Below are 22,532 nucleotides of genomic sequence, written 5' to 3'. Positions count from 1 at the left end.
ATGACCGTCTCGACACCCCCGACAGCCCGGGTGACGATCAACCTGCTGAAGAACCTCACGCTGCGCGAGGTGCGGAGCGAGTACAAGCGCACCGTGCTCGGTCGGGTGTGGTCGCTCGTGAACCCGCTCGCGCAGATCGCGGTGTTCTCCATCGTGTTCGGCCTCATCTTCGGGATGCAGGCGGAGCCGGGCATCAACTCCGGTGTGCACTCCTTCCCGATCTGGATCGGCATCGGCGTCATCGTGTGGGGCTTCATCTCAGGCTCCATCCGCGCCGGCATGGGCGCGCTCATGGCGAACGCCGGGCTCCTGCAGAAGGTCGCGCTGCCCCGCTGGGTGCTCGTGCTGTCGAAGGTGCTGGCACTCGTCTTCACCTTCCTGATCGAGCTCGCCGTGATCTGCGTGGTCATGGCGCTCGTCGGTGGCTGGCAGATCATCCTGACGCTGCCCCTGCTGCTGCCGCTCCTGCTCGTCACCGCCGCCTTCACCCTGGGCATCGGCCTGATGCTCTCGGTCGCCACGGTCTACTTCCGCGACATCGAGCACCTGTGGAGCATCGTCGTGCAGGTCTGGATGTACGCCTCCGGCGTGGTGTTCCCGGTGTCGCTCGTCGCGAGCAAGCAAGCGGAGCTCGACGCGCAGGGAGTGACGGTGCTCGGCATGCCTGTGCCGCTCCTGGCGGTCTTCGAGTACAACCCCGCGCAGGTGCTGCTGTCGATGTACAGGAACGTGCTGTACGACTTCGCGGCGCCGTCCATGGGCGATTGGCTCGTGGTGTCCCTGTGGGCGGTCGCTGCCCTGGTCGTCGGTGGGCTCGTCTTCCGTCGGTTCTCACGCAACATCGTCGAGGAGCTCTGAATGCCGGCCAACGCCGTGTCCGTACGCGACGTCTCGAAGACCTTCCGCGTCTACCACGACCGCAACCAGTCGCTCAAGGCGACCGTCCTCAAGCGAGGGCGTGCGAAGTACGAGGAGTTCTGGGCGCTGAAGGGCGTGGACCTCGACATCGCGGAGGGTCAGACGTTCGGCCTGCTGGGCCGGAACGGATCGGGCAAGTCGACGCTCCTGAAGTGCATCGCCGGCATCCTCACGCCCAACACGGGCTCCATCACGACGCGCGGCCGGGTGGCGGCGATGCTCGAGGTGGGCTCCGGGTTCCACCCCGAGCTGTCGGGACGCGAGAACATCTACCTCAACGGCGCGATCCTGGGGATGACGAAGCAGGAGGTCGACAGGAAGCTCGACGCGATCGTCGACTTCTCGGGCGTCGAGCGCTTCATCGACCACCCGGTGAAGAACTACTCGTCCGGCATGTACGTGCGCCTGGGCTTCTCGGTCTCGATCCACACCGAACCCGACCTGCTGCTCGTCGATGAGGTGCTGGCGGTCGGGGACATGGAGTTCCAGGCGAAGTGCCAGGAGAAGTTCGCAGCGCTGAAGCGCGATGGCAAGACGGTCGTCGTCGTCTCGCACGATCTCGGCACTATGCGCACCTTCTGCGACCGGGCGGCGTGGCTCGACCACGGCGAGCTCCAGGCCGTCGGCCGGGCATCCACGATCGTCGACAAGTACGCGGATGACAACCATCACGTCCACGGCGTCGAGGGTGGCGGCAAGCGCCACGGCACCGGCGAGGTGAGGTTCACGAAGGCGGCGCTGCTCGATGAGGACGGCCGCGAGGTGACCGAGATCCGGCCCGACCAGCCGGTGACGCTCCGGATGCACTACGACGCGCCTCGCGGCTTCGAATCGCCGAACTTCTCCGCCACCATCAACACGATGCACGGCCAGCGGATGTGGGCGATCATCGCGCAGGACCGCGGGTTCCTGCCGACCCGGCTCGAGCCGGGCTCGGGGACCGTCGACATCGCGATCGCAGGCCTCCCGCTGCAGCCGGCGGAGTACGAGATCGGCGTGGAGGTGCGCGGCATCGACGAGCCGGAGCCGGCGGACAGCGTGCAGGCGATCTCGAAGTTCGCGATGCGCCGAGCCGCCGAGACCTACGGCGGGATGCTCGCGATCGAGTCGGCCTTCGTCGACTTCTCCACCGGCCTGACGTCGGACCGGGCCGCTTCGTGACGGGGCTCGGCGCCGGGTCGGACGCGCGCCCCCGCCTCGCGCGGCTCGCCGCCGCCATCCTGGTGCCGCTCGCAGCGCTCGCCGCCCTGCTGACGTGGTCCGTCGCCTCGCCGACGGGATCGAGCCCGGACGACGACTACCACATGGCGAGCATCTGGTGCGCCCAGGGAACGCAGGACGGCCGGTGCGAGATGGGCGACGGTGACCTGCGGATCGTGCCCGACGCGGTCGTCTCCTCGTCGTCCTGCTTCATGTTCGACCCGACCCGCGCCGCCTCCTGCCCGGTCCGGGACGAGCTCATGACGGCGACCGAGCGCGGCAACTGGGTCGACGGTGCCTATCCTCCTGCCTTCTACGCCACCATGTCGGCCCTCGTCGGACCCGACGTCCAGACCTCCGTGCTGCTCATGCGCGCGACGAACGCGGCGCTCTACGTGGGGCTCCTCGGCGCGCTCTTCGCGCTCCTGCCGCGAACGCTGCGGCCGCTCGTGCTCTGGAGCGCGGCGATCTCGATCGTCCCACTCGGGATGTTCCTGCTGCCGAGCGTCAACCCGAGCTCGTGGGCGCTCATCTCCGCCTCGGGTCTGTGGCTCGCCACGCTCGGCTGGTTCCATCAGGAGGGCTGGCGGCGCTGGGCGCTCGCCGGCCTCGCCGCGGTGCTGCTCGCCGTAGGGGCCGGCGCGCGCTCTGACGCCTCCGTCTACGCGGTGCTGGGGCTCGCCGCGGCGTCGGTGCTCGCCTTCGAGCCGACCCGGCGCTACGCCGTCCGCCTCGTGCTGCCGCTCATCCTCTCCGCTGCGGCTGTGGTCGCGTACTTCTCGACCGGGCTCTCCGGCTCCATCGCGGGCGACGCGAGCTCCAACGCCGGCTTCCTCGAGCGCACGACTCTGGCCTTCGACAACCTCCGCGAGCTGCCCGACCTCTGGAACGGCGTGTTCGGCGACTTCGGTCTGGGCGGGCTCGGTTGGCTCGACACCGACATGCCCGCCGTGACGGCGGTGACGGCCTCGGCGGTCTTCGCCGCGGTCGCCTTCTGGGGCCTGCGATGGGGCGGCGTGAGGAAGTGGCTGGCCCTCGCTGGGGTGGGCGCCGCGCTCGTCGCGCTGCCGATGTACATGCTGCTGCTCAACGACGTGCGCGTCGGGCAGTGGGTCCAGCCGCGCTACGTCTTCCCCTTGATCGTCCTCGTCGGCGGGCTCGCGCTCTTCGGCGCCCCGGGGCGAGCGATCGGGTTGGCCAGGGCGCAGCTCGTCGCGGTCTCGGTGTCGCTCACGCTCGCCAACAGCATGGGCCTGCACGCCAACCTGCGCCGCTACGTGACTGGCGTCGACGTGCCGGGCTTCAACCTGGACCGCGGCATCGAGTGGTGGTGGACCGCGCCGGTCTCGCCGATGACCGTCTGGGCGCTCGGTTCGCTCGCCTTCGCGGTCGCGGCGGCGCTGCTGGTCGCGCTCGCGTGGCGGGCGGCCGCGCCTCGGCAGCAGCTCGGTGCTCCGGCGACAGCGGCGGCAGGTGCCGAAGCGTCGGTCGAGCCCCGGAGCACGACACCGCTCGACGCCCGACACGCCTAGCGAATCCGGAGATTTGCGCGCCACGCGGCTTCTGGCTGGGCGCAGGAGCGGCCTTCCGGTACGTTCAGAGGGCTCATTGGGTCACGTCAAATGGAGTTCGTATGCGGTCCGTCCGGTTCTGGAGCGCTCTCGCGGCGATCTTCGCCCTGACCACAACCCTGCTCGTCGCGCCGCCAGGCGGACCACCGCGAGCGGAGGCGGCCGTCGCTCGCGACTTCGATCCCGGCAACCTCATCAGCGACGAGAACTTCTTCGACGGCGGCGCCATGGATGCCGCCGCGGTGCAGGGGTTCCTCGACGCGCAGCTGCGCAGCTGCTCCGCGGGCGTCACGTGCCTGAAGGCCTACTCGCAGGCGACGCCGGCGATGGCCGCGAGCGCGCACTGCTCGGCGCTCCCCGGGATGTCCTCGGCGTCCGCGGCGACGATCATCGCGCGCGTGGGCGCCGCGTGCGGCATCAGTCCGAAGGTGCTGCTGGTCCTGCTGCAGAAGGAGCAGAGCCTCGTCACCGATCCGGCGCCGAGCCGCCGCCAGTTCGACCGCGCGACCGGCTTCGCGTGCCCCGACACCGCTCCGTGCGACGCGTCGTTCGGGGGCTTCTTCTATCAGGTGTACTACGCGGCCCGGCAGTTCAAGGTCTACGCCGCGTTCCCGGCGAACTACAACCACGTCGCCGGCCGTTGGAACCAGGTCCTGTACCACCCCAACGCCGCGTGCGGATCGTCGCCGGTGTTCATCGCGAACCAGGCGACCGCCGGCCTCTACAACTACACGCCGTACCAGCCCAACGCAGCCGCGCTCTCGAACCTGTACAGCACGGGAGACTCGTGCTCGGCCTACGGCAACCGCAACTTCTGGCGCATGTGGACGGACTGGTTCGGCAACCCGTCCGGCCCATCGGGGCCGCCCTTCGGCAGCCTCGAGGCGGTCAAGGTCGACCGCGATGTCGCTGAGGTCTCCGGCTGGGCGATCGATCCCGACGTCCGGGAGCCGATCGACATCCACGTCTACGTCGCGAGCGCGCAGGGGCGCGTCGGCACGGCCGGCGTGGCCGACCTGACGCGCACCGATGTCGGCAACGCGCACCCTTCCTACGGCGCGCAGCACGGCTTCGCCATCCAGGTCGCGATCCCCGCCGGCGAGAGCGAGATCTGCGTCGCGGCGATCAACCGCGGCGCGGGCCAGAACACCTGGCTGGGGTGCCGCACGGTCATCGGCACGGCCGGCACCGGTCAGTCGGGGCCGCCGTTCGGCAGCTTCGAGGGAGCGCGCGTCGACGCCGACCTCGTCGAGGTGTCCGGCTGGGCCATCGACCCCGACATCCTCGGTCCCATCGACGTCCACGTCTACGTCTCCAACGCATCCGGTCGTGTCGGGACCGCGACGGTCGCGGACAAGCCGCGGCCCGACGTCGCGCGCGCGCACCCGGTCTTCGGGCCGAACCACGGCTTCTCGGTCGAGGTGCGGGTGCCGGCTGGCCAGAGCGAGATCTGCGTGGCCGCCATCAACCAGCGCGCCGGCCAGAACGTCTGGCTCGGCTGCCGGACGGTCGTCGGCGAACCCGGCACGGGGCAGTCCGGGCCGCCGTTCGGCAGCTTCGAGGGGGCCCAGGTCACGGGCGACACGGCGCGGGTGTCCGGCTGGGCGATCGACCCGGACGTGACTCGTCCCATCGAGGTGCACGTCTACGTGTCGGGCTCCAACGGCCGAATCGGCACGAGCGCGATGGCAGACCTGCCGCGCGCCGACGTCGGTCGCGCGTACCCGGTCTTCGGTGCCCAGCACGGCTTCTCCGTCGACGTGCGGATCCCGCCCGGCGCGGCAGAGATCTGCGTGGCGGCGATCAACCAGCGCGTGGGGCAGAACGTCTGGCTCGGGTGCAAGCAGGTCACCGGGCCCGTCGAGACCGGGCGCTCCGGGCCTCCCTTCGGCAACCTCGAAGCAGTCACGCCCACCGCCACCGGCGCTTCGGTCAGTGGCTGGGCGATCGACCCCGACACGGTCGCCCCGACCGACGTGCACGTCTACGCCGGCGGGCGCGGCGTGGCGATCCGTGCCGACGGTGCCCGGGCCGACGTGGCGCGCGCCTACCCGGTCTTCGGGCCGAACCACGGCTTCTCGACGACGCTCACGCTCGCCCCCGGCACGCATGAGGTCTGCGTCTACGGGATCAACACCGCTGGTCCCGGGGGCAACGTGATGCTCGGCTGCCGCACCGTCACCGTCGCGGCGCCGGTGCCGGCGCCGGCACCGTCACCGTCGCCGTCGGCCGGCGCCAACCCGTTCGGCAACTTCGAGGCCGCGACCGTCTCGGGCGCCTCGGCGGCCGTCTCGGGCTGGGCACTCGATCCCGACGCGGGCCAGGGTCCCATCGACGTGCACGTCTACGTCACGAGCTCGACCGGCCGCGTGGGGACCGCCACCGTGGCCAACCTCCCGCGTGCCGATGTCGGCCGGGCCTACCCCGCGTACGGCTCGGCGCACGGATTCGGCGTCACCGTGCCGATCGGCGTGGGCAGCAACGAGATCTGCGTCGCCGCGGTCAACAAGGGCGGTGGCGCGACCGTGTGGCTCGGCTGCCGCACCGTTCGTCGATAGCGCCGTGCCCGTCCCCGCTCAGGCGGGGGCGGGCCGCTGAGCGCACTCGGGCGCGCGGCGGCGTCGGTTCAGCGACGGTGGAAGAGCCTGCCGTACGCCCGACGGAGCGCGGTGCGAGGCAGGGCGCGGAAGGCGCTCCGGGCGACGAAGTTCCCCCACGAGCGCGGGCGCGAGACGAGGCCATAGCGCACCAGGTTCCGCTGCATCATGCGCTCCGCCCGGAGCATCCCGCGGCCGGACCGCCGATCGAACATCGCCTCGCCGGCGCGGAAGCGCACGAGCGCCTGCGGCAGGTTGCGGAACCGGGAGCCGTGCGCGAGGAGCCGCGCGAAGACGTCGTAGTCCTCCATGAGCGGCACGGGCCGATAGCCGCCGACGGCGACGAGGTGCTCGCGGCGGATCACCGCCGTCGGGTTGTTGACCGGACTGTTGATGCGCGCGTATCGCGCGATCTCGTCGTGCTCGAGCGGCAGCGCGCGCGTGCCCACGACGCGGTCCTCCTCGCCGTCGAACTCCTCCATCGCGGCACCGAGCACGTCGACGTCGCCCGCCCGCACCGCGTCCATCTGCACCTGGAGCCGTTCGGGCACGGCGACGTCGTCGGAGTCCATCCGCACGATCCACGGGTACTGAGCCACCTCGAGGCCAGCCTGCGCCGCGATCGCCGAGCCTCGGTTCTCCGGCAGCGCGACGCGCACGAGCGGCACGCGGTGTCCAGCGAACTCGTCCAGCACGGCGAGCAGCCCGGGGCCGAGGGGCCCGTCCTCGACGACGACCACCTCGTCAGGAGCGAGGGTCTGCTCCATCATGCTGCCGAGCGCCCGCGCGAAGTGCTCCGGGTCGACGCGGTGGTAGACCGCCATCACGACGGAGGTCCGCCAGTCCTCCGTCACCGGCTCCTCCTCGTCCACGCGATCGCCACGGCGTGCCAGCCTAGCCCGAGCAGCGGTCCGGCGCTCAGCGCGAGCACCGTGCGAGAGGTGAGGTCGAGCGGGACGAGCAGCAGCCCGAGCGACGCGAGCGTGGCCGCCCACCACCCGAGCACATAGCTCCCGTGGACCTCGTGCGCGAGCGCGGCCGAGCCCGAGAGGAACAGCGCGGCCGTCGTGCCCGACGCCATCGTGAGCAGTGCGAGGACGGGGCCCGGCACCTCGAAGCCTTCGCCCATGAACGCGAGGATGGGGGGTCCGACGGCCCACGCGGCGGCGGCGCCGGCAGCGGCGACCCCGAGCACCGCCGCCACCGGCAGGGCGAGGGCCTTGGCGCCCGAAGCCCGCCGATCGGCGAAGTGCACCACGATGGCGTTCTGGAACGAGGTGAGCGGCACGAGCAGCGGCGCTCGCGTCAGCGTCACCGCGAGGATCAGACCGCCCAGCATGGCCGGATCCTCGTCCGTGGCCGCGGCCTTGAGCAGCACCGGGAAGCCGACGACGAGTGCGGCCGTGGCGGAAGCAGCGAACATCGCTTGCGCGATCCTCGCGAAGAAGGGTCCGGGAGCGACATCGGCGCGCAGCCGCAGGGCCGCGCGCGCGGCGGGGGAGGAGCACACGAGCAGGAGCCAGGTGAGCGAGCCGCAGACGGTCGCGATGAGGAGGCCCACCTCCGGAGCGCCGAGCCACACGGCGGCGAGCGCGACGACGAGTCGGAGGCCCGCATCCACCGCGAGCAAGACGGCGTAGTGACCCCAGCGGCCGGAGCCGGAGAGGGCCCCGCTCAACGCGGCCTGCAGCGCGAAGCTCGCGATGGCGAGGGCGAGCAGGCCGACGCCGAGCCCCGTGCTCTGCGGGACGAGATCCTCGGCCCAGAGCGGAGACGACGCGAGGACGACGACCGCGACTGCTCCGCCGATGAGGCACGCCGCGATCGTCGGTCGCGCTCCGCCTGCCTGCGCTGGTCCGCGCCCCTCCGCGCGCGCAGCGTGGACCGCGCGCGTCGTCTCGTGCATGAGCCCGTTCACGATCCCCGTCAGGGCGAAGAAGGCCGCCCAGTAGACGGCGAAGATGTCATAGCGCTCTGCCCCGAGCGATCGAGCCGCGACGAAGAGCACCGCGTACCCCGAGAGCGCGGAGAAGATCGTCGCGGCGCCGACGCCCCCGAGACCGGCACGCGCGGAGGTCGCGCCGGTCATGCAGTGTCGTCCCGGACGGACTGCGCGGCGCTGATCGTCATGCCTGCCAGCCTATGGGCGCCCGGCTCGAGCGCTCGCCGCCGGTAGACTGCGACGGTGACAGCAGCAGGCACCTCCGAGAGCGCGCCGGTCGCGACCCCAGAGATCGCTCGCGGCACATGGCTCGTCGTCCCGCTCTACAACGAGGCGCCCGTCATCCGCGAGGTGGTCGAGCACACGCGCCGCACCTTCCCCAACGTCGTGTGCGTCGACGACGGCTCCTCCGACGGCTCGGCCGAGGAGGCGCGAGCCGGAGGCGCGCACGTCGTGCAGCATGCGGTCAACCTCGGCCAGGGCGCCGCGCTGCAGACGGGCATCCGCTACGCGCTCCAGGATCCCGGCGCGCGCTGGATCGTGACCTTCGACGCCGACGGCCAGCATCGCACCGAGGACGCGCTCCGCATGGTCGAGCGCCTGCAGGCCGAGCCGCTCGACATCGTGATCGGCTCGCGGTTCCTCGACGGTCGCACGAAGCCCGGCCTGCTCAAGCGGCTCGTCCTGCGCGCCGCGGTGATCTTCCAGCGGGTCACGAGCGGCGTGCGCCTCACCGATGCCCACAACGGACTGCGTGCCATGACGCGCGAGGCGGCCGGACGCATCCGCATCACGCAGAACCGGATGGCGCACGCCTCTGAGATCGTCGACCAGCTCGGCGAGCTCGAGCTGCGCTACGCGGAGGAGCCCGTGCACGTCATCTACACCGACTACTCGCGTTCGAAGGGCCAGTCGCTCTGGAACTCGGTGAACATCCTCAGCGAGCTGATCTTCAAGTAGGGCGGGAGCATGGACACCGGCAAGATCGTCATCCAGATCATCCTCATCATCGGGCTCGCGGTGCCCGCGATCATCCTGCTGCTGCCGACCAGGGGCGCGCGCGGGCTTGCGCTCCGTCGGCTGACGATGCTCGCCGCGCTCATCGTGGGCATCATCGCGGTGATCTTCCCGTCGCTCGCGAACGCCGTCGCGAACGCGGTCGGGGTCGGCCGCGGCGCCGACCTGCTGCTCTACGGACTCATCATCGTCTTCATCGGCTACGGCCTCTCGACCTCGGCACACCTGCGGAAGGTCGACCGGCAGATCTCTGAGCTCACGCGCGAGCTGGCGATCGCCGAGGCGAAGCCGCCGGCGCCGAGCTCGACGGCAGCCGAGGAGCACTGAGCCCGCGGAAGAGGCCGGGCAGGAATCGCCCATCGACGCCCACTACGATCGGCATCCTGCCCCTGGACGGAGATCCATGCCGAGAACGATCGTGCTCATGCCGACGTACGACGAGCGCGAAGCGCTGCCCGTGACGGTCGACCGCCTGCTCGCTGCCGTCCCCGACGTCACGCTGCTCGTCATCGACGACGGCAGCCCCGACGGCACGGGCGACGTGGCCGACGCGATGGCGGCGGCCGACCCGCGCGTGCGGGTGCTGCACCGATCGAGCAAGCAGGGCCTCGGCGCCGCGTACCTCGCGGGCATGCGGCTCGCCATCGACGAGGGCTTCGACCTCATCGTCGAGATGGATGCCGACGGCTCGCATCCCGCGGACGCGCTGCCCGCGATGCTCGCGGCCGCCGAGCACGCCGACCTCGTGATCGGCTCGCGCTGGGTGCCTGGGGGCGGGATCGTCGACTGGCCGCTGCACCGCCAGCTCATCAGCCGCGCCGGCACCCGCTACGCGCAGCTCGCGCTCGGGATCGATGTCGCCGACATGACCGCCGGCTACCGCGTGTACCGCGCGGAGCTGCTGCGCGAGATGCTCGCGTGCGAGATCTCGAGCCAGGGCTACTGCTTCCAGATCGACATGACGCGCCGCGCGGCCGACCTCGGCGCGCGCATCGCCGAGGTGCCCATCACGTTCCGCGAGCGCGAGCTCGGCCGCTCGAAGATGTCGAGCGGCATCATCGTCGAGGCGCTCGTGCGCACGACCGCGTGGGGCATCGGCCGGCGGTTCGGCCAGCTGCGCTCGAGCGCCGAGGCGGTCAGGCGAACGCCGACGCTCCGGTGATCGCCTTCCCGACGATGAGCGAGTTCATCTGCGCCGTGCCCTCGTACGTGTAGAGCGCCTCGGCGTCGACGAAGAAGCGCGCGACGTCGTAGTCGGTGACGATGCCGTTGCCGCCGCACACCTCGCGGCACCACGCGACGACCTCGCGCATCCGCGCCGTCGCGTACGCCTTCGCGAGCGCGGAGTGCGCGTCGCCCTGGCGGCCCTCGTCGAGCATGCGCGAGACCTGCACGCACAGCGCGATCGACGCGGTGATGTGGCCGAGCGACTTCGCGAGCAGGTCCTGCACGAGCTGGTGCGCGGCGAGCGGCTTGCCGAACTGCGTGCGCTCGGTCGTGTAGCGCACCGCGGCCTCGTAGGCGCCGACCATGACGCCGACCGCGCTCCACGCGACCTCGGCGCGCGTGAGGCGCAGCACGCGCGCGGTGTCGCGGAAGCTCGCGGCCCCCTGCAGCCGCATCGACTCGGGCACGCGCACGCCGTCGAGCACGATGTGCCCGTTCTGCACCATGCGCAGCGCGATCTTCCGCTCGATCCTCGAGACGGAGTAGCCCTCGCTCGAGGTCGGCACGATGAAGCCCTTCACCTCGCCGTCGGCGACGTCGCGCGCCCAGACGACGACGATGTCGGCGTGCGTCGCGTTGCCGATCCAGCGCTTCTCGCCCTCGAGCACCCACTCGTCGCCCTCCCGGCGCGCGGTCGTCGCGAGGCCCTTCGAGGCATCCGACCCCGAGAGCGGCTCGGTGAGCCCGAACGCGCCGATGACCGAGCAGTCGGCGAGCTTCGGGAGCCACTCGGCGCGCTGTGCGGGGGATCCCGCGACGCCGATCGAGCCGCACACGAGGCCGTTCTGCACGGCGGCGAAGGTCGAGACGGATGCGTCGACGCGGCTCATCTCGAGCGCGATCCAGCCGCGGTAGACGGCCGAGCTCTCGAGCCGCGCCGACTCGGGCCACGCCGCACCGATCACGCCGAGCTCGGCGATGCCCGGGATGAGGTGCATCGGGAACGCGTCGGCGTGCCAGTGCTCGTCGATCTCGGGCCGCACGCGCGTCTCCATGAACTCGCGGATCTCGGCGAGCGAGGCCTGCTCGGCGGCGGTGAGGTCGTGCGCGAAGCCGTAGAAGTCGCTCTCGAGCGGCGTGAAGTCCATGGTGCTCCCGTCAGGATCAGCGGTCGCTCCGCACGCTAGGGGAGCGCGGGGCCCTCGGTCGGCCGTTGGTAGCCTCGACCCAACTGTGCCCGAAGGAGCCGCCCCCGTGCTTGTGCGCATCACCAACGAGCCCCGCGACTACGCGTGGGGCAGCGCGTCGGCGATCTCCGACTACCTGGGGCTGCCCGCGACCGGGCGGCCGCAGGCCGAGCTGTGGCTCGGCGCTCACCCCGGCTGTCCGTCACGCGCCGACGGTCGGCCGCTCGACGCGGTGCTCGACGAGGCGGGCGTCGAGCAGCCGGGCATGCTGCTCAAGGTGCTCGCCGCGGCTGCGCCGCTCTCGCTCCAGGCGCACCCCGATGCCGCGCAGGCGGCCGAGGGCTTCGCGCGCGAGGACGCCGCGGGGCTGCCTCGCGACGCTCCCAGCCGCACGTACCGCGACCCGCACGCGAAGCCCGAGCTGCTCGTGGCCGTCACGCGCTTCGAGGCGCTGAGCGGCTTCCGGCCGCTGGACGCGTCGCTGCCCGTGCTCGACGCGCTGACCTCGCTGGACGAGCGCGTCGAGCCCTTCGTCGAGCGAGTGCGGGCCTCGCTCGAGCACGCGGTGGGGTGGATGCTTGCCGGCGGCGACGAGGCGCACTCGGTCGTGCGCGGCATCGTCGCGGCCGTCGAGCGGCTGCCCGTCGCGCTCGAAGCCGAGCGCGACACCGTGCGGAGGCTCGAGGCGGCATCCCCTGGCGATCCGGCGATCGCCATCGCGCTGCTCCTGCACCGCCTGTCGCTCCAGCCCGGCGAGGCGCTCTTCCTGGCGGCGGGCAACCTGCACGCCTATCTCGAGGGCCTCGGCATCGAGCTCATGGGCCCGAGCGACAACGTGCTGCGCGGCGGCCTCACCCGCAAGCACGTCGACCGCGACGAGCTGCTGCGCATCCTCGACTTCGCCCCCCTCGACGACCCCAGGCTGGCTCCCGTCGAGCTGCCGGGCGCGACCGCTTGGCGGCCCGCGGCGCCCTTCGAGCTGCGGCGCGTGCACGGCCGGCACCGAGCATCGGTGGACCAGGCGATCCTGCTCGCGGTCGCGCCGCTCTCGATCGTGGCGGGCGGGGAGCGGCTCGAGCTCGCGCGGGGCGAGGCGGCCTTCGTCGCAGCCGTGAGCGAGCTCGAGCTCGAGGGCGACGACGCATGGGCGGCGCTCCCGGGCGCCCCCGGGCACGATCGTAGGATCGCCGCATGACCCTCGTGCTGACGATGATGGTGCGCGACGAGGCGGACATCATCGCCGCGACCATCGAGCACCACCTCGCCGAGGGGGTCGACCGCATCCTGGTCACCGACAACGGCTCCTCGGACGGCACGCGCGACATCCTCGAGGAGTACTCGCGCGTGGCGCCCGTGACGGTGTTCGACGATCCCGAGCACCGCAAGCAGCAGCACCTCGTGGTCACCCGCATGGCGCGCCTCGCCTACACGGAGTTCGGGGCCGACTGGGTGATCAACGGCGACGCGGACGAGTTCGTGCGCGCCGTCGATCCGGCGCTCAGCCTGCGGACCGTGTTCGATCGCATGCCGAAGGCCATCGGAGCGATCGAGGTCCCGGTCGTGAACCTCGTGGGGCCGATGGCGCGTCGGGGTGTCGGGCTGCACAGGCTCGTGCATCGCGATGAGCGCTCGGTCCAGCAGCTGCAGGACGCCGGCCTGCTCGCGCATCCGACGCCCAACGCCATCCATGTCGGCTCCCCCGACGTCGAGGTGGCGCAGGGCAACCACTTCGTGTCCGTCGAGCGACGGGGCGACCCACCGGAGGCCCTCGAGCTCGAGGTCCTCCACCTCCCCTGGCGCTCGTTCGCGCAGCTCGAGCGGAAGACGGGGAACGCCGGCCGAGCGTACGAGGCGAACCCGGAGTTGCGCCCCTCGCCCAACCACCACGGGATGCGGGACTGGCGTCGCTTGAAGGCGGGCGTCCTCGACGACTTCATCGCGCTGCGGAGCCTCACTGGCGAAGACCTCGACCACGGCGGCTATCGACTCGACACCTCCCTCGAGGAGCGGCTCGTCGAGCTCGAGCATCGCGCCGTCCTCCCCGCGCGCTTGCGAGCGTGCCTGGAGGACACGGACGACATCCCGGTGCCGGACGCCGAGATCAACGGCATGCGCGCGCGGTCGCGGTCGCTGGCTGCGCTCGAGGCCGTGCTGTACGAGCACGCCAGCGTGTTCCAGCGCGAGGTGGAGGAGCTGCACGGCCACCTCGGCCGAGTGCTCGCCGACCGCGACCGGATCGCAGCGGAAGCAGAGGCGGCAGCCGCGTCCGCCGCCGAGCGACTCGACAGCCTGGGCGCGACCGCGGCCGCGCGGGATGCTCGGCTCCACGAGCTCGAGGCAGAGCTCCGGTCGTCGCGCGCGCGCCTCGAGCGGATCGACCGCCACCCGCTCGTGCGGGCCCGTCGGCTGCTTGTGGGAGCGGCGGCGCGCCTGCGACGAGGAAGGTGACACGCCGGACCCGGAATCCGCGGCGAAGCGGGGCGACGCGCCTAGGATCGCGGACTTGACGGCGACGGAACTACAGCGATGTAATTGACCCGCGCGGGCCCGGCCGGGGGCCGCAGAACCGGGGGACGCCATGCGAGAGGGACAGCAGCGCAACGAAGCGCCGACGCACCGACAGCGCACGATCACGAACGGTGCACTGCACCGCCCGATCCCGAACGACTGGTTCATCGATCCGGTCGAGCTGGGCGTGCCCGGCGTGCGGCGCGCCGCAGAGGTCGACAGTGCCCTCGCGTGGCAGGCGGACGCGCTGTGCGCCGAGACGGATCCCGAGGCGTTCTTCCCCGAGAAGGGCGGCTCGACGCGCGACGCGAAGCGGATCTGCGAGTCGTGCGAGGTGCGCGCGGAGTGCCTCGAGTACGCGCTCGAGAACGACGAGCGGTTCGGCATCTGGGGCGGACTCTCGGAGCGCGAGCGCCGGAAGCTCCGCAAGCTCGCCTGACCGCGCTGCAGCGATCCGTCGCCCGCGACCCGTCCGCTGCCGCGTGGCACGATAGATCCGTGCTCCATCAGCGCCGCCGGGCGGCCCTCGCCACCTGGGTGGTGGTGAACGCGGCGGCAGGCGACGCGGTGCGGAACGTCATCGGCTACCCCGCGTGGGGGGTCCTCGTCGTGGCGACGTTCATCTGGGTCTCGGTCGAGCTCGTGCTGCTGCGGGTCCGGCTCTCCCGGGTGCCCACCTCGATCGCGCTGTTCAGCGTCCTCGCCGTGGCCTCCGCGAGCTGGGCCATCTCCCCGAGCGCGAGCCTGCTGGGCTCGGTCGGACTCCTCGGGATGGTCGCGAGCGCGATCTTCATCGCGGCGCTCCCGTACCGCCTCATCCTCGACGTCTTCCACTGGAGCCTGCAGGGACTGCTGCTGGCGTCGCTGCTCTTCGAGCTGCTCGTGTCCCTCACCGTGGACGGGCCGCTCTTCCCGCTGTGGTCCGACTATCCGCCGGGGACGACGGCGGAGTTCTCGTGGTCGAGCGGTCTGCTGCTGCACGGCGGACGGATCCAGGGCGTCATGGGCAACGCGAACCTGCTGGCCATGCTCGCGCTCGTCGCGCTCGTCGTCGCGACGTGCCGGGCGGTCGCCGGGCTCGATCGGCGCTGGCCCCTGTGGGTGCTGATGCCGGTCGTGATGCTCGCGCTCGCGAGGAGCGCCACCGTCGCCTTCGCGCTCCTCGCGGTCGCGATCATCGGCGGCCTCATCGTCGTCTGGGTGCGCTGGCGGGGCGCGACGTTCTACCGGGTCTTCGCCATCGTCATCGCCGCGGGGCTCGTGGCGATCGGCCTCATCATCGCGAACTGGGCGCACGTCGCCGAGTTCCTCAACCGCGACGCCGACCTCACCGGCCGCTTCGACATCTGGGGGCGCGTCGTCGACCTCGCGCTCTCGAGCCCCGTCGTCGGCGTCGGCTACCTCGGCTACTGGCAGCCCTGGGTGCCGCCGTTCGACGTGCTCGGGCGCGTGGGCGATGTCGCCTACCTGCAGGCGCACAACGTGTGGCTCGACGTGTTCATGCAGCTCGGCATGGTGGGCGTCATCCTGTGGGCGGCGATGCAATGGCGCGCGATGGTCAACTGCCTCGGCGCGATGTACCGCTCGCGGCCCGAGGAGTACGCGATGAACGCGGCCCCGCTGCTGCTGTGGGTGGCGTTCTTCGTGCAGGGTCTCGCGGAGTCGCGTCCGTGGATCGAGTACGGCATGATCCTGCTGCTCATCTTCACGATCGGGCGGCGCCGTCGCGAGATCGTGCCGCGAGCGCCGGAGACGGTCGCGATCAGCACCGTCCGCTGACCGATCGCGCGGCACACCGGCGCCAACCCGCAGGCGCGGCGAGCCGCGCGCCTAGCCTTGCCGGGTGCATCCGAGGGTCTTCGCCGTGCTCGCGGCCAGCAATGGCGCCGAGTACCTGCTGGCGACCCTCGACGCGATCGCCGCGCAGCGCGCCGCCCCGGATGCGCTCGTGGCGGTCGACGGCGGCTCGAAGGACGCCACGCTCCGGCTGCTGGAGGAATCGGGTGCCCGGAGCGTCGTCATCGCCCCGAGGCTGCCCTTCGGCCAGCTCGTCGCGCGGGGCGTCGCGGCGCTGCCGCCCGCGCGGGCGGGAGACTGGCTGTGGCTGCTCGCGCACGACGCGGCGCCCCACCCGCGGGCGCTCGGGGCGCTCCTGAGCCACGTCGAGGTGCACGAGAGCGTCGCGCTCGTCGGTCCGAAGATCATGCGCGCCGACGAGCCGGATCGCTTCGCCGAGTTCGGCCAGTCGATGACGCGCTTCGGCCGCAGCCTGCTGCTGCGCGAGGGGGAGCTCGACCAGGGGCAGCGCGACGACGACTCCGACACGCTCGGCGTGGCCGAGACCGGGATGCTCGTGCGGCGCGACGTCTTCGAGGCGCTCGGCGGCTTCGATCCCGCGCTCCACTCGATCGACGCGGGGCTCGACCTCGGGGTGCGGGCGCGGCTCGCCGGCCATCGCGTCGCGCTCGAGCCCCGCGCGCGAGCGCGGCGGGCGGGCGGGCCCGAGCACTTCGCGCTGCGCGCGGTGAGCGACGCGCAGCGCGTCGGCATCGCGAGGCGCGCGCAGCTGCACCGGCGGCTCGCGTACGCGAGCCCGGTCGCGCTCGTGCTGCACTGGCTGCTGCTGCTGCCGCTCGCCGTGCTCCGCTCCGTCGGCCACCTGCTCGCGAAGCGGCCGGCCGCGGTGCTCTCGGAGTGGCGCGCGACGCTCGCGGTGCTCGTCTCGATGGCCGCCGTCGCCCGTGCGAGGCGCCGCATCGCGCGCTCTCGCACGGAGCGCTGGAGCGCGCTGCGCGGCCTGCGGGTGCCGTGGCGGGCGATGCGCCTGCAGCGGCGGGCGATCGGCGATCCCGAGCGGATGCGCGCAGTCCCGGTCGAGCGCGTCGGCTTCGTCGAGGGCGCGGGGCTCTGGGTCACGGCGCTCGCCATCGTGGTCGGGATCGTGGTCTCGCCCCAGCTCATCACGGCGGGCGCCGCGACGGGCGGGGCGCTCCTGCCGCTGCCCGGCTCGATCGGCGACCTCTGGTCGAGCACGCTCGGCGGCCAGCGGGATGCGCTCGGCGCCGTCGACGGCGCCGCCGACCCGTTCGCGCTGGTGCTCGCCGTGCTCGGCTCGCTGACGCCGTGGCGCCCGTCGACCGCGATCGTGCTCCTGCTGCTGCTCGCGCCCGCGATCGCCTCGATCGTCGGCTTCTTCGCCGCGCGCCGCCTGACGGGCTCGCGCTGGGCGCCCGCGGTCGCCGCCGCCGTGTGGGCGCTCTCGCCGACGCTCCTGCTCGCCGTCACCGAGGGCAGGATCGGCGCCGTCGTCGCGCACCTCGCGCTGCCGCTCGCGGTCACCGGGATGCTCCGCGCGCACCGCTCGTGGCGCGCCGCCGGCGCCGCCGCGATCCCGTTCGCGATCGTCGTGGCGAGCGCCCCCGTGCTCGTGCCGGCGATGGTGCTGCTCGTCGCGCTCGCCGCCTCGCTCGGCTGGCGGTCGCCGCTGCGACCGCTCGTCGCGGCGCTGCCCGCGGTTGCGCTCATCGCCCCGATCGCCGTCGAGCGCTGGCGCGGGGGAGCCCCGCTCGCGACGCTCGCCGACCCGGGGGTGCCGTTCGGGAGCGAGCCGCCCACAGCCCTCGAGGCGGCGCTCGCCGCGCCGGACGGCACGCTCGCGACGCTCGAGACCGCGGTCTCGGCCCTGGCGCCCGGCGTCGCAGCGGGCTGGATCGCGCTCGTCATGCTCGCGCCGCTCGCGCTCGCGGCGCTCGCGGGCATCGTGCTGCGGCCGGCGCGGGCCTGGCCCGCCGTGCTGCTGCTCCTCGCGGGCTACGGCACCGCCGTGCTCGCCTCGCGGCTCTCGATCTCGACGCTCGAGGCCGAGGCGATCGCGGTCTGGGCCGGGCCCGGCGCGTCGCTCATGCTGCTCTCCCTCGTCATGCTCGCCGCGATCGCCGTCGACGTCGACGACCGCGTCGGCGCCGTGCCGGGCGGCGTCGTGGCGCTCGCCGCGGTCGCCGCGTCGCTGCCCGTCGTCGCGAGCTCGTTCCTCGCGCCCGCGACGGTCGTGCCGGCCCCCGAGCGCCGCATGCCCGCGTTCGTCGAGGCAGCCGCGGCCGAGGACCCGGGCGTCGGCACGCTCGTGCTGCGCCCGCTCGCGGAGGACGTGCTCCGCGTGGAGGTCGAGCGGGGCCGCGGCGAGACGCTCGACCGCGTCTCGACGGCGCGGCACACGCGCGAGAGCGCCGGCGCCGTCGAGGCCGAGCTCGCGCAAGCGGCGGTCGACCTCGCCTCGGGCGCCGACGTCGACGTGTCCGCGCTGCTCGACGAGCACGGCGTGCGCTTCGTGCTCGTCGAGCAGGAGCGCGAGGGCGCCGCGGGCCTCCACGACCGCGCCCAGCGCTCGCTCGACGCGCGCGGCGACCTGCAGGCGATCGGCGAGACGGAGGCCGGGCTGCTGTGGCAGCGGACGGAGGCCGCGCCTGCGCCCCCGGCGCCGGTGCCCGCGTGGGCGGGCTGGCTGCTCGCCGCGCAGCTCGCGGCGATCGCCGGCGCGATCGTCGCGGCGCTGCCGTCGCTCCGTCGCGGCGCGCGCGTGCGGACGAAGCGGCTCGAGGGAGCGGAGGCGTGGCAGTGACGGATCGAGACGACCCCGGCGCGATCGACGACTCGCAGGAGTTCGACGACGACTCGCCCATCTCCGACGAGGAGGAGCCGCGCCCGCGCACGCCGTCTCCCGAGGAGCTCGCGGTCGAGGCCGAGGCGCCCGCCGCAGCCGGCGACATCGCGACCGACGTCGCGCTCACCGACCGCGAGGCGGCCGCGAACGACGCGGCCGCCGGCGCGCGCCGCGTCGAGCGCCGCGACATGCTCCGCTGGGGCGTCAGGGCCGCCGCGGGGCTCGGGGCCGCGCTGCTCATGACGGGCGCGGTGCTCGGCGCCGGAGCGCTGCCCGCCGAGCCGCTCGAGCGCGCCGAGGCGCCCACCACGCACGTGCTGCCCTCCTCGCCGCTCCAGTCGCGCGTGTGCGCGGGGCCGGCGCTGCGCGTCGGCACGAGCGACGGCACCGACGCGCTCGCGCTGTCGGCGGTCGCCGAGCCCGAGGTCGTCGTCGGCAGCCTCGGCGGCGAGGTCGCCGAGCAGCGGCTGCCGGTGCCCGGGCGCGACGAGATCTCGGGCGGCACCGCGATCGCCCAGCGCGGTGAGGCGACGACGCTCTCGGCCGCGCAGTCGCTCCCCGTCGACGTCGACGATGTGCGCGGCCTCGCGGTGAGCGAGTGCGGCGAGACGCGGCTCGACCAGTGGCTCGTCGGCGGCTCGACCCGCACCGGCCGGCAGTCCACGCTCACGATCGCCAACGCATCCCAGGTGAGCGCGAGCGTCGACGTGACGGTCCATGGCCCCGATGGCCCCGTGGAGACCGTCGGCTCGACCGGCATCAGCGTGCCGCCCGCCTCGCAGGCGGTGATGGACCTCGCCGCGATCGCACCGGGCGTCGACGACGTCGTCGTGCACGTCGTCTCGACGGGCGCGCCCGTCTCGGCGCACCTCCAGCAGTCGACGACGCGGGGGCTCGAGCGGGGCGGCTTCGAGATCGTCGACCCGGTCTCGGCGCTCACGACCGCGGTGCTCCCGGGCGTCGCCGTGACGGAGGCGACGGGCATCGAGACGCAGGAGGGCTTCGACGACGCCGTGCCGGCGCTGCGCCTCCTCTCGCTCGAGGGCGGGCCGGTGCGGGTCGTCTTCGAGGCGGAGGACGGCTCCGTGATCGAGTCCGAGGGCGACCTCGAGGCGGGGCGGGTCACCGACTTCGCGCTCGAGGAGATCCCGGTCGGCATCACCACGATCCGCGTCTCGGCCGACACCCCGGTCGTCGCCGGTGCGCGACAGGTCGCGATCGCGGCAGACGGCAACGACTTCGACTGGGTCGCGGGCGGTCAGCCCCGCTCGGGCAGCTCGGCGATCGCCGTGCCGCCGGGACCGGGCGCGACGCTCCACGTCGCGAGCGCGGCGGAGGAGCCGCAGCAGATCACCGTCGACGGGCGAGCCGTCGAGCTCGACGGGCTCGGGGTGCACCGGCAGCCGGTCGAGGCCGGCTCCGTCGTCGTGACGGGCGAGGAGCTCGTCGTGAGCGTCGGGTATCGCGACGGCAGCCGGGTGGGCGGGTTCACGGCGAGCCCGCAGGGGCCGACCGCCGGCGGGGTGACCGTCGTGCACTGAGGCTGGTGGGGGGTCTCGGTACGCCGGCCGTTGGCCGGCTACTCGACCTTGAGCCCTCCGCGCGCAACGCGGCTGCGCCGCATTGCGCGCTGCGGGCTCAATGCTGGCGCCAGCGATCCGGCGCCACTTCCCACGGGTCGCGGCCGATGAGCTCCGCCGCCGCCTGGAAGACCGCGCCCTCGATCGCGATCTGGCGGTGCCACTCGTCATCGATGTGCACGCGCGGCAGCCGCTGGAGCGGCAGCCGGTACACCGTGATCGTGCGGCGCGCGGGGTCGACCGCCCACTCGGGCACCTCGTCGACGCGCTCCGCGAGCGCTCGCGGCGGCATGTCCGCCCACTGGAAGCGCACGTCCCCGAGCTCGGCCGGCCACAGCGCCTGCACGTAGTCGGCGGCGTCCGCCGCGATGTCCTCGAAGCGCGTCTCGCGCGACGACAGGAACGGCAGCACCGGCCCGGCGAGCGACGATCGCGCCTCCCGGCCGTGGCGGGATCCGCGGGAATGCTGACGCGCGGGCATGCCGCCATCCTACGTCGCCGAGGCCCGGCGCTACGCTGAGGCGGATGGACGAACGGATGTGCTCGAGGCCCGGCTGCCGCCGGTACGCCGACCGCACCGTCACCGTCGACTACGGCGCGCAGCTGCTCGTCGTCGGCCCGCTCCAGCCCGCGAGCCGGCGCGGCGCGATCGAGGGCAGCTACGACCTGTGCGAGCCCCACGCCGAGCGCGCGACGGGCCCGGCGGGGTGGCAGGTCGCCCGACACGAGCCGGGCCGCGCGGCCTGGTAGCACCGCATCCCCGAACGAAGGAGAACCATGGCGCTGTCCGAGATCGTCAAGGCGTACGACGTGCGCGGCCTCGTCGACGGCCAGCTGACCGAGGACGTCGTGCGCGCCCTCGGCGCGGCCTTCGCCGACGAGGTCGGCACCGACGCGCCGATCGCGATCGGGCACGACATGCGCCCCTCCTCGCCCGCGCTCGCGGCCGCCGCCGCCGACGGCGCCATGACGCGCGGCGCCGACGTCGTCTCGCTCGGGCTGTGCTCGACCGACGGCTCCTACTTCGCCTCCGGCAGCCTCGGCGCGCCCGCGATGATGTTCACGGCATCCCACAACCCCGCCGCCTACAACGGCATCAAGTTCTCGCGCGCCGGCGCGCGCGGCGTGAGCCTCGACACCGGGCTCGCGGCCATCCGCGACGGAGCGCAGCGCTACCTCGAGCACGGCATCCCCGCGGCTGCCCGCCGCGGCTCTCGCAGCGAGCGCGACATCCTCGCCGACTACGCCGCGCACCTCCGCTCGCTCGTCGACCTCTCGCGCATCCGGCCGCTCAAGGTCGTGGTGGATGCGGCCAACGGCATGGGCGGGCTCACCGTGCCCGCCGTGCTCGGCGAGGCCGCGGGCCTCGGCGCCCTGCCGATCGAGGTCGTGCCGATGTACTTCGAGCTCGACGGCACCTTCCCGAACCACGAGGCGAACCCGCTCGACCCGAAGAACCTCGTCGACCTGCAGGCGGCGGTGCGCGAGCACGGCGCCGACCTCGGCCTCGCCTTCGACGGCGACGCCGACCGCTGCTTCGTCATCGACGAGCGCGGGGGCGCGGTCTCGCCGTCCGCCGTGGCCGCGATCGTCGCGGAGCGCGAGATCGCGCGCGTGCGGGCGGCGGGGGAGGAGGACGTCGTCGTCATCCACAACCTCATCACGAGCCGCGTCGTGCCCGAGGTGATCGCCGCCGCGGGCGCGACGCCCGTGCGCACGCGCGTCGGGCACTCGCTCATCAAGGACCGCATGGCCGAGACGGGCGCGGTCTTCGGCGGCGAGCACTCCGCCCACTACTACTTCCGCGACTTCTGGGGCGCCGACAACGGGATGCTCGCGGCGATGCACGTGCTCGCGACGCTCGGCGCGCACGACGAGCCGATGTCCGAGCTCGCGGCGCGCTACTCGCCCTACGCAGCCTCGGGCGAGATCAACTCGACCGTCGCCGATGTGCCCGCCGCCTACACCCGCATCGTCGAGGCGTTCGCCGGCCGCGGCGACTTCGACGAGCTCGACGGGCTCACCGTCACGGCGCCCGACGGCGCGTGGTGGTTCTCGGTGCGGCCGTCGAACACCGAGCCGCTCCTGCGGCTCAACGCCGAGGCCGAGACCGAGGCCGACATGGTCGCGATCCGCGACGAGGTGCTCGCGCTCATCCGCGGCTGAGCCGCAGGCCGGTCCGCGC

19 protein-coding genes are annotated in these 22,532 nt (G+C 73.1%); 15 read left to right on the top strand and 4 right to left on the bottom strand.

The features are described from left to right. The 4 genes from H508_RS0107525 (at nt 1) to H508_RS16740 (ending at nt 6,247) form a co-directional block, all read left to right on the top strand. On the top strand, nt 1-858 hold the full coding sequence (locus H508_RS0107525; RefSeq protein ID WP_026373597.1) for an ABC transporter permease: 858 nt from the start codon (nt 1-3) through the stop codon (nt 856-858). Further along, entirely contained in the window at nt 859-2,079 is a 1,221-nt protein-coding gene (locus tag H508_RS15230) for an ABC transporter ATP-binding protein (RefSeq protein ID WP_084155194.1), read from the top strand. It abuts the gene before it with no gap. Beyond that, entirely contained in the window at nt 2,076-3,650 is a 1,575-nt protein-coding gene (locus H508_RS15225; protein ID WP_051222955.1) for a DUF2142 domain-containing protein, read from the top strand. The genes H508_RS15230 and H508_RS15225 overlap by 4 nt, the downstream gene beginning before the upstream one ends. A gap of 101 nt (nt 3,651-3,751) precedes the next feature. Then, nucleotides 3,752-6,247, top strand: a complete 2,496-nt coding sequence (locus H508_RS16740) for a hypothetical protein (protein ID WP_051222953.1) — start codon at nt 3,752-3,754, stop codon at nt 6,245-6,247. Between the two features lie 68 nt (nt 6,248-6,315). Here the strand turns inward: H508_RS16740 and H508_RS0107505 are convergent, their stop codons facing one another. Next, complete coding sequence (locus H508_RS0107505; protein ID WP_156906013.1) at nt 6,316-7,140, bottom strand: glycosyltransferase; 825 nt, start codon at nt 7,138-7,140, stop codon at nt 6,316-6,318. Continuing rightward, the gene (locus H508_RS15215; protein WP_035254254.1) at nt 7,137-8,375 is read right to left on the bottom strand and encodes a lipopolysaccharide biosynthesis protein; all 1,239 of its coding nucleotides are present in this window, start codon (nt 8,373-8,375) and stop codon (nt 7,137-7,139) included. Before H508_RS15215 ends, H508_RS0107505 begins: the two co-directional genes overlap by 4 nt. Before the next feature lie 96 nt (nt 8,376-8,471). Here H508_RS15215 and H508_RS0107495 point away from each other — a divergent pair, with 96 nt between their 5' ends. From H508_RS0107495 to H508_RS15210, 3 genes are all read left to right on the top strand, one after another. Then, the gene (locus tag H508_RS0107495) at nt 8,472-9,188 is read left to right on the top strand and encodes a glycosyltransferase family 2 protein (protein WP_084155192.1); all 717 of its coding nucleotides are present in this window, start codon (nt 8,472-8,474) and stop codon (nt 9,186-9,188) included. 9 nt (nt 9,189-9,197) lie between these two features. Then, complete coding sequence (locus tag H508_RS0107490; protein WP_035254252.1) at nt 9,198-9,572, top strand: DUF2304 domain-containing protein; 375 nt, start codon at nt 9,198-9,200, stop codon at nt 9,570-9,572. A 76-nt stretch (nt 9,573-9,648) separates the two neighbouring features. Next, on the top strand, nt 9,649-10,407 hold the full coding sequence (locus H508_RS15210) for a polyprenol monophosphomannose synthase (protein ID WP_035254250.1): 759 nt from the start codon (nt 9,649-9,651) through the stop codon (nt 10,405-10,407). Here H508_RS15210 and H508_RS0107480 read toward each other — a convergent pair. Beyond that, nucleotides 10,382-11,560, bottom strand: coding sequence for an acyl-CoA dehydrogenase family protein (locus H508_RS0107480; protein ID WP_026373593.1), 1,179 nt, complete (start codon nt 11,558-11,560; stop codon nt 10,382-10,384). The genes H508_RS15210 and H508_RS0107480 overlap by 26 nt on opposite strands. A gap of 106 nt (nt 11,561-11,666) precedes the next feature. Here H508_RS0107480 and manA point away from each other — a divergent pair, with 106 nt between their 5' ends. The 6 genes from manA (at nt 11,667) to H508_RS16725 (ending at nt 20,308) form a co-directional block, all read left to right on the top strand. After that, the gene (gene manA, locus H508_RS15205) at nt 11,667-12,794 is read left to right on the top strand and encodes a mannose-6-phosphate isomerase, class I (protein WP_084155191.1); all 1,128 of its coding nucleotides are present in this window, start codon (nt 11,667-11,669) and stop codon (nt 12,792-12,794) included. Further along, the gene (locus tag H508_RS16735) at nt 12,791-14,047 is read left to right on the top strand and encodes a glycosyltransferase family 2 protein (protein ID WP_051222949.1); all 1,257 of its coding nucleotides are present in this window, start codon (nt 12,791-12,793) and stop codon (nt 14,045-14,047) included. The genes manA and H508_RS16735 overlap by 4 nt, the downstream gene beginning before the upstream one ends. 130 nt (nt 14,048-14,177) lie before the next feature. After that, nucleotides 14,178-14,546: a WhiB family transcriptional regulator gene (locus H508_RS0107465; RefSeq protein WP_084155190.1), complete on the top strand. Its 369-nt coding sequence runs from the start codon at nt 14,178-14,180 to the stop codon at nt 14,544-14,546. Between the two features lie 59 nt (nt 14,547-14,605). Then, on the top strand, nt 14,606-15,886 hold the full coding sequence (locus tag H508_RS0107460) for an O-antigen ligase family protein (RefSeq protein ID WP_026373591.1): 1,281 nt from the start codon (nt 14,606-14,608) through the stop codon (nt 15,884-15,886). A gap of 64 nt (nt 15,887-15,950) precedes the next feature. After that, nucleotides 15,951-18,725, top strand: coding sequence for a glycosyltransferase (locus H508_RS16730; RefSeq protein ID WP_051222947.1), 2,775 nt, complete (start codon nt 15,951-15,953; stop codon nt 18,723-18,725). Next, entirely contained in the window at nt 18,722-20,308 is a 1,587-nt protein-coding gene (locus H508_RS16725) for a DUF5719 family protein (RefSeq protein ID WP_026373590.1), read from the top strand. Before H508_RS16730 ends, H508_RS16725 begins: the two co-directional genes overlap by 4 nt. Nucleotides 20,309-20,405: 97 nt before the next feature. On the opposite strand, the gene H508_RS0107445 is transcribed toward H508_RS16725, so the two are convergent. Then, the gene (locus H508_RS0107445) at nt 20,406-20,828 is read right to left on the bottom strand and encodes a hypothetical protein (protein ID WP_026373589.1); all 423 of its coding nucleotides are present in this window, start codon (nt 20,826-20,828) and stop codon (nt 20,406-20,408) included. 44 nt (nt 20,829-20,872) lie between these two features. Between H508_RS0107445 and H508_RS0107440 the strand changes: the two genes are divergently transcribed. Both H508_RS0107440 and H508_RS0107435 read left to right on the top strand, forming a co-directional pair. Beyond that, a complete protein-coding gene (locus tag H508_RS0107440) occupies nt 20,873-21,097 on the top strand; it encodes a DUF3499 family protein (RefSeq protein WP_021064928.1) in 225 nt (74 codons plus the stop codon). Between the two features lie 27 nt (nt 21,098-21,124). Next, on the top strand, nt 21,125-22,513 hold the full coding sequence (locus H508_RS0107435) for a phosphomannomutase/phosphoglucomutase (protein ID WP_026373588.1): 1,389 nt from the start codon (nt 21,125-21,127) through the stop codon (nt 22,511-22,513). The last annotated feature ends 19 nt before the right edge of the window (nt 22,514-22,532 follow it).

It is taken from the genome of Agrococcus lahaulensis DSM 17612, from assembly GCF_000425105.1.
Classification (GTDB): Bacteria; Actinomycetota; Actinomycetes; order Actinomycetales; family Microbacteriaceae; genus Agrococcus; species Agrococcus lahaulensis.
The sequence above is the reverse complement of the archived record's forward strand: the minus strand, read 5'-3'. Positions and strand labels throughout refer to the sequence as shown.

What these genes read in the sequence shown, in the direction of transcription:
- H508_RS0107525 (WP_026373597.1), top strand. Translation starts at nt 1, where the DNA reads ATGACCGTCTCGACACCCCCGACAGCCCGGGTGACGATCAACCTGCTG.
- H508_RS15230 (WP_084155194.1), top strand. Translation starts at nt 859, where the DNA reads ATGCCGGCCAACGCCGTGTCCGTACGCGACGTCTCGAAGACCTTCCGC.
- H508_RS16740 (WP_051222953.1), top strand. Translation starts at nt 3,752, where the DNA reads ATGCGGTCCGTCCGGTTCTGGAGCGCTCTCGCGGCGATCTTCGCCCTG.
- H508_RS15215 (WP_035254254.1), bottom strand. Translation starts at nt 8,375, where the DNA reads ATGACCGGCGCGACCTCCGCGCGTGCCGGTCTCGGGGGCGTCGGCGCC.
- H508_RS0107490 (WP_035254252.1), top strand. Translation starts at nt 9,198, where the DNA reads ATGGACACCGGCAAGATCGTCATCCAGATCATCCTCATCATCGGGCTC.
- H508_RS15210 (WP_035254250.1), top strand. Translation starts at nt 9,649, where the DNA reads ATGCCGAGAACGATCGTGCTCATGCCGACGTACGACGAGCGCGAAGCG.
- H508_RS0107480 (WP_026373593.1), bottom strand. Translation starts at nt 11,560, where the DNA reads ATGGACTTCACGCCGCTCGAGAGCGACTTCTACGGCTTCGCGCACGAC.
- H508_RS16735 (WP_051222949.1), top strand. Translation starts at nt 12,791, where the DNA reads ATGACCCTCGTGCTGACGATGATGGTGCGCGACGAGGCGGACATCATC.
- H508_RS0107465 (WP_084155190.1), top strand. Translation starts at nt 14,178, where the DNA reads ATGCGAGAGGGACAGCAGCGCAACGAAGCGCCGACGCACCGACAGCGC.
- H508_RS0107445 (WP_026373589.1), bottom strand. Translation starts at nt 20,828, where the DNA reads ATGCCCGCGCGTCAGCATTCCCGCGGATCCCGCCACGGCCGGGAGGCG.
- H508_RS0107440 (WP_021064928.1), top strand. Translation starts at nt 20,873, where the DNA reads ATGGACGAACGGATGTGCTCGAGGCCCGGCTGCCGCCGGTACGCCGAC.
- H508_RS0107435 (WP_026373588.1), top strand. Translation starts at nt 21,125, where the DNA reads ATGGCGCTGTCCGAGATCGTCAAGGCGTACGACGTGCGCGGCCTCGTC.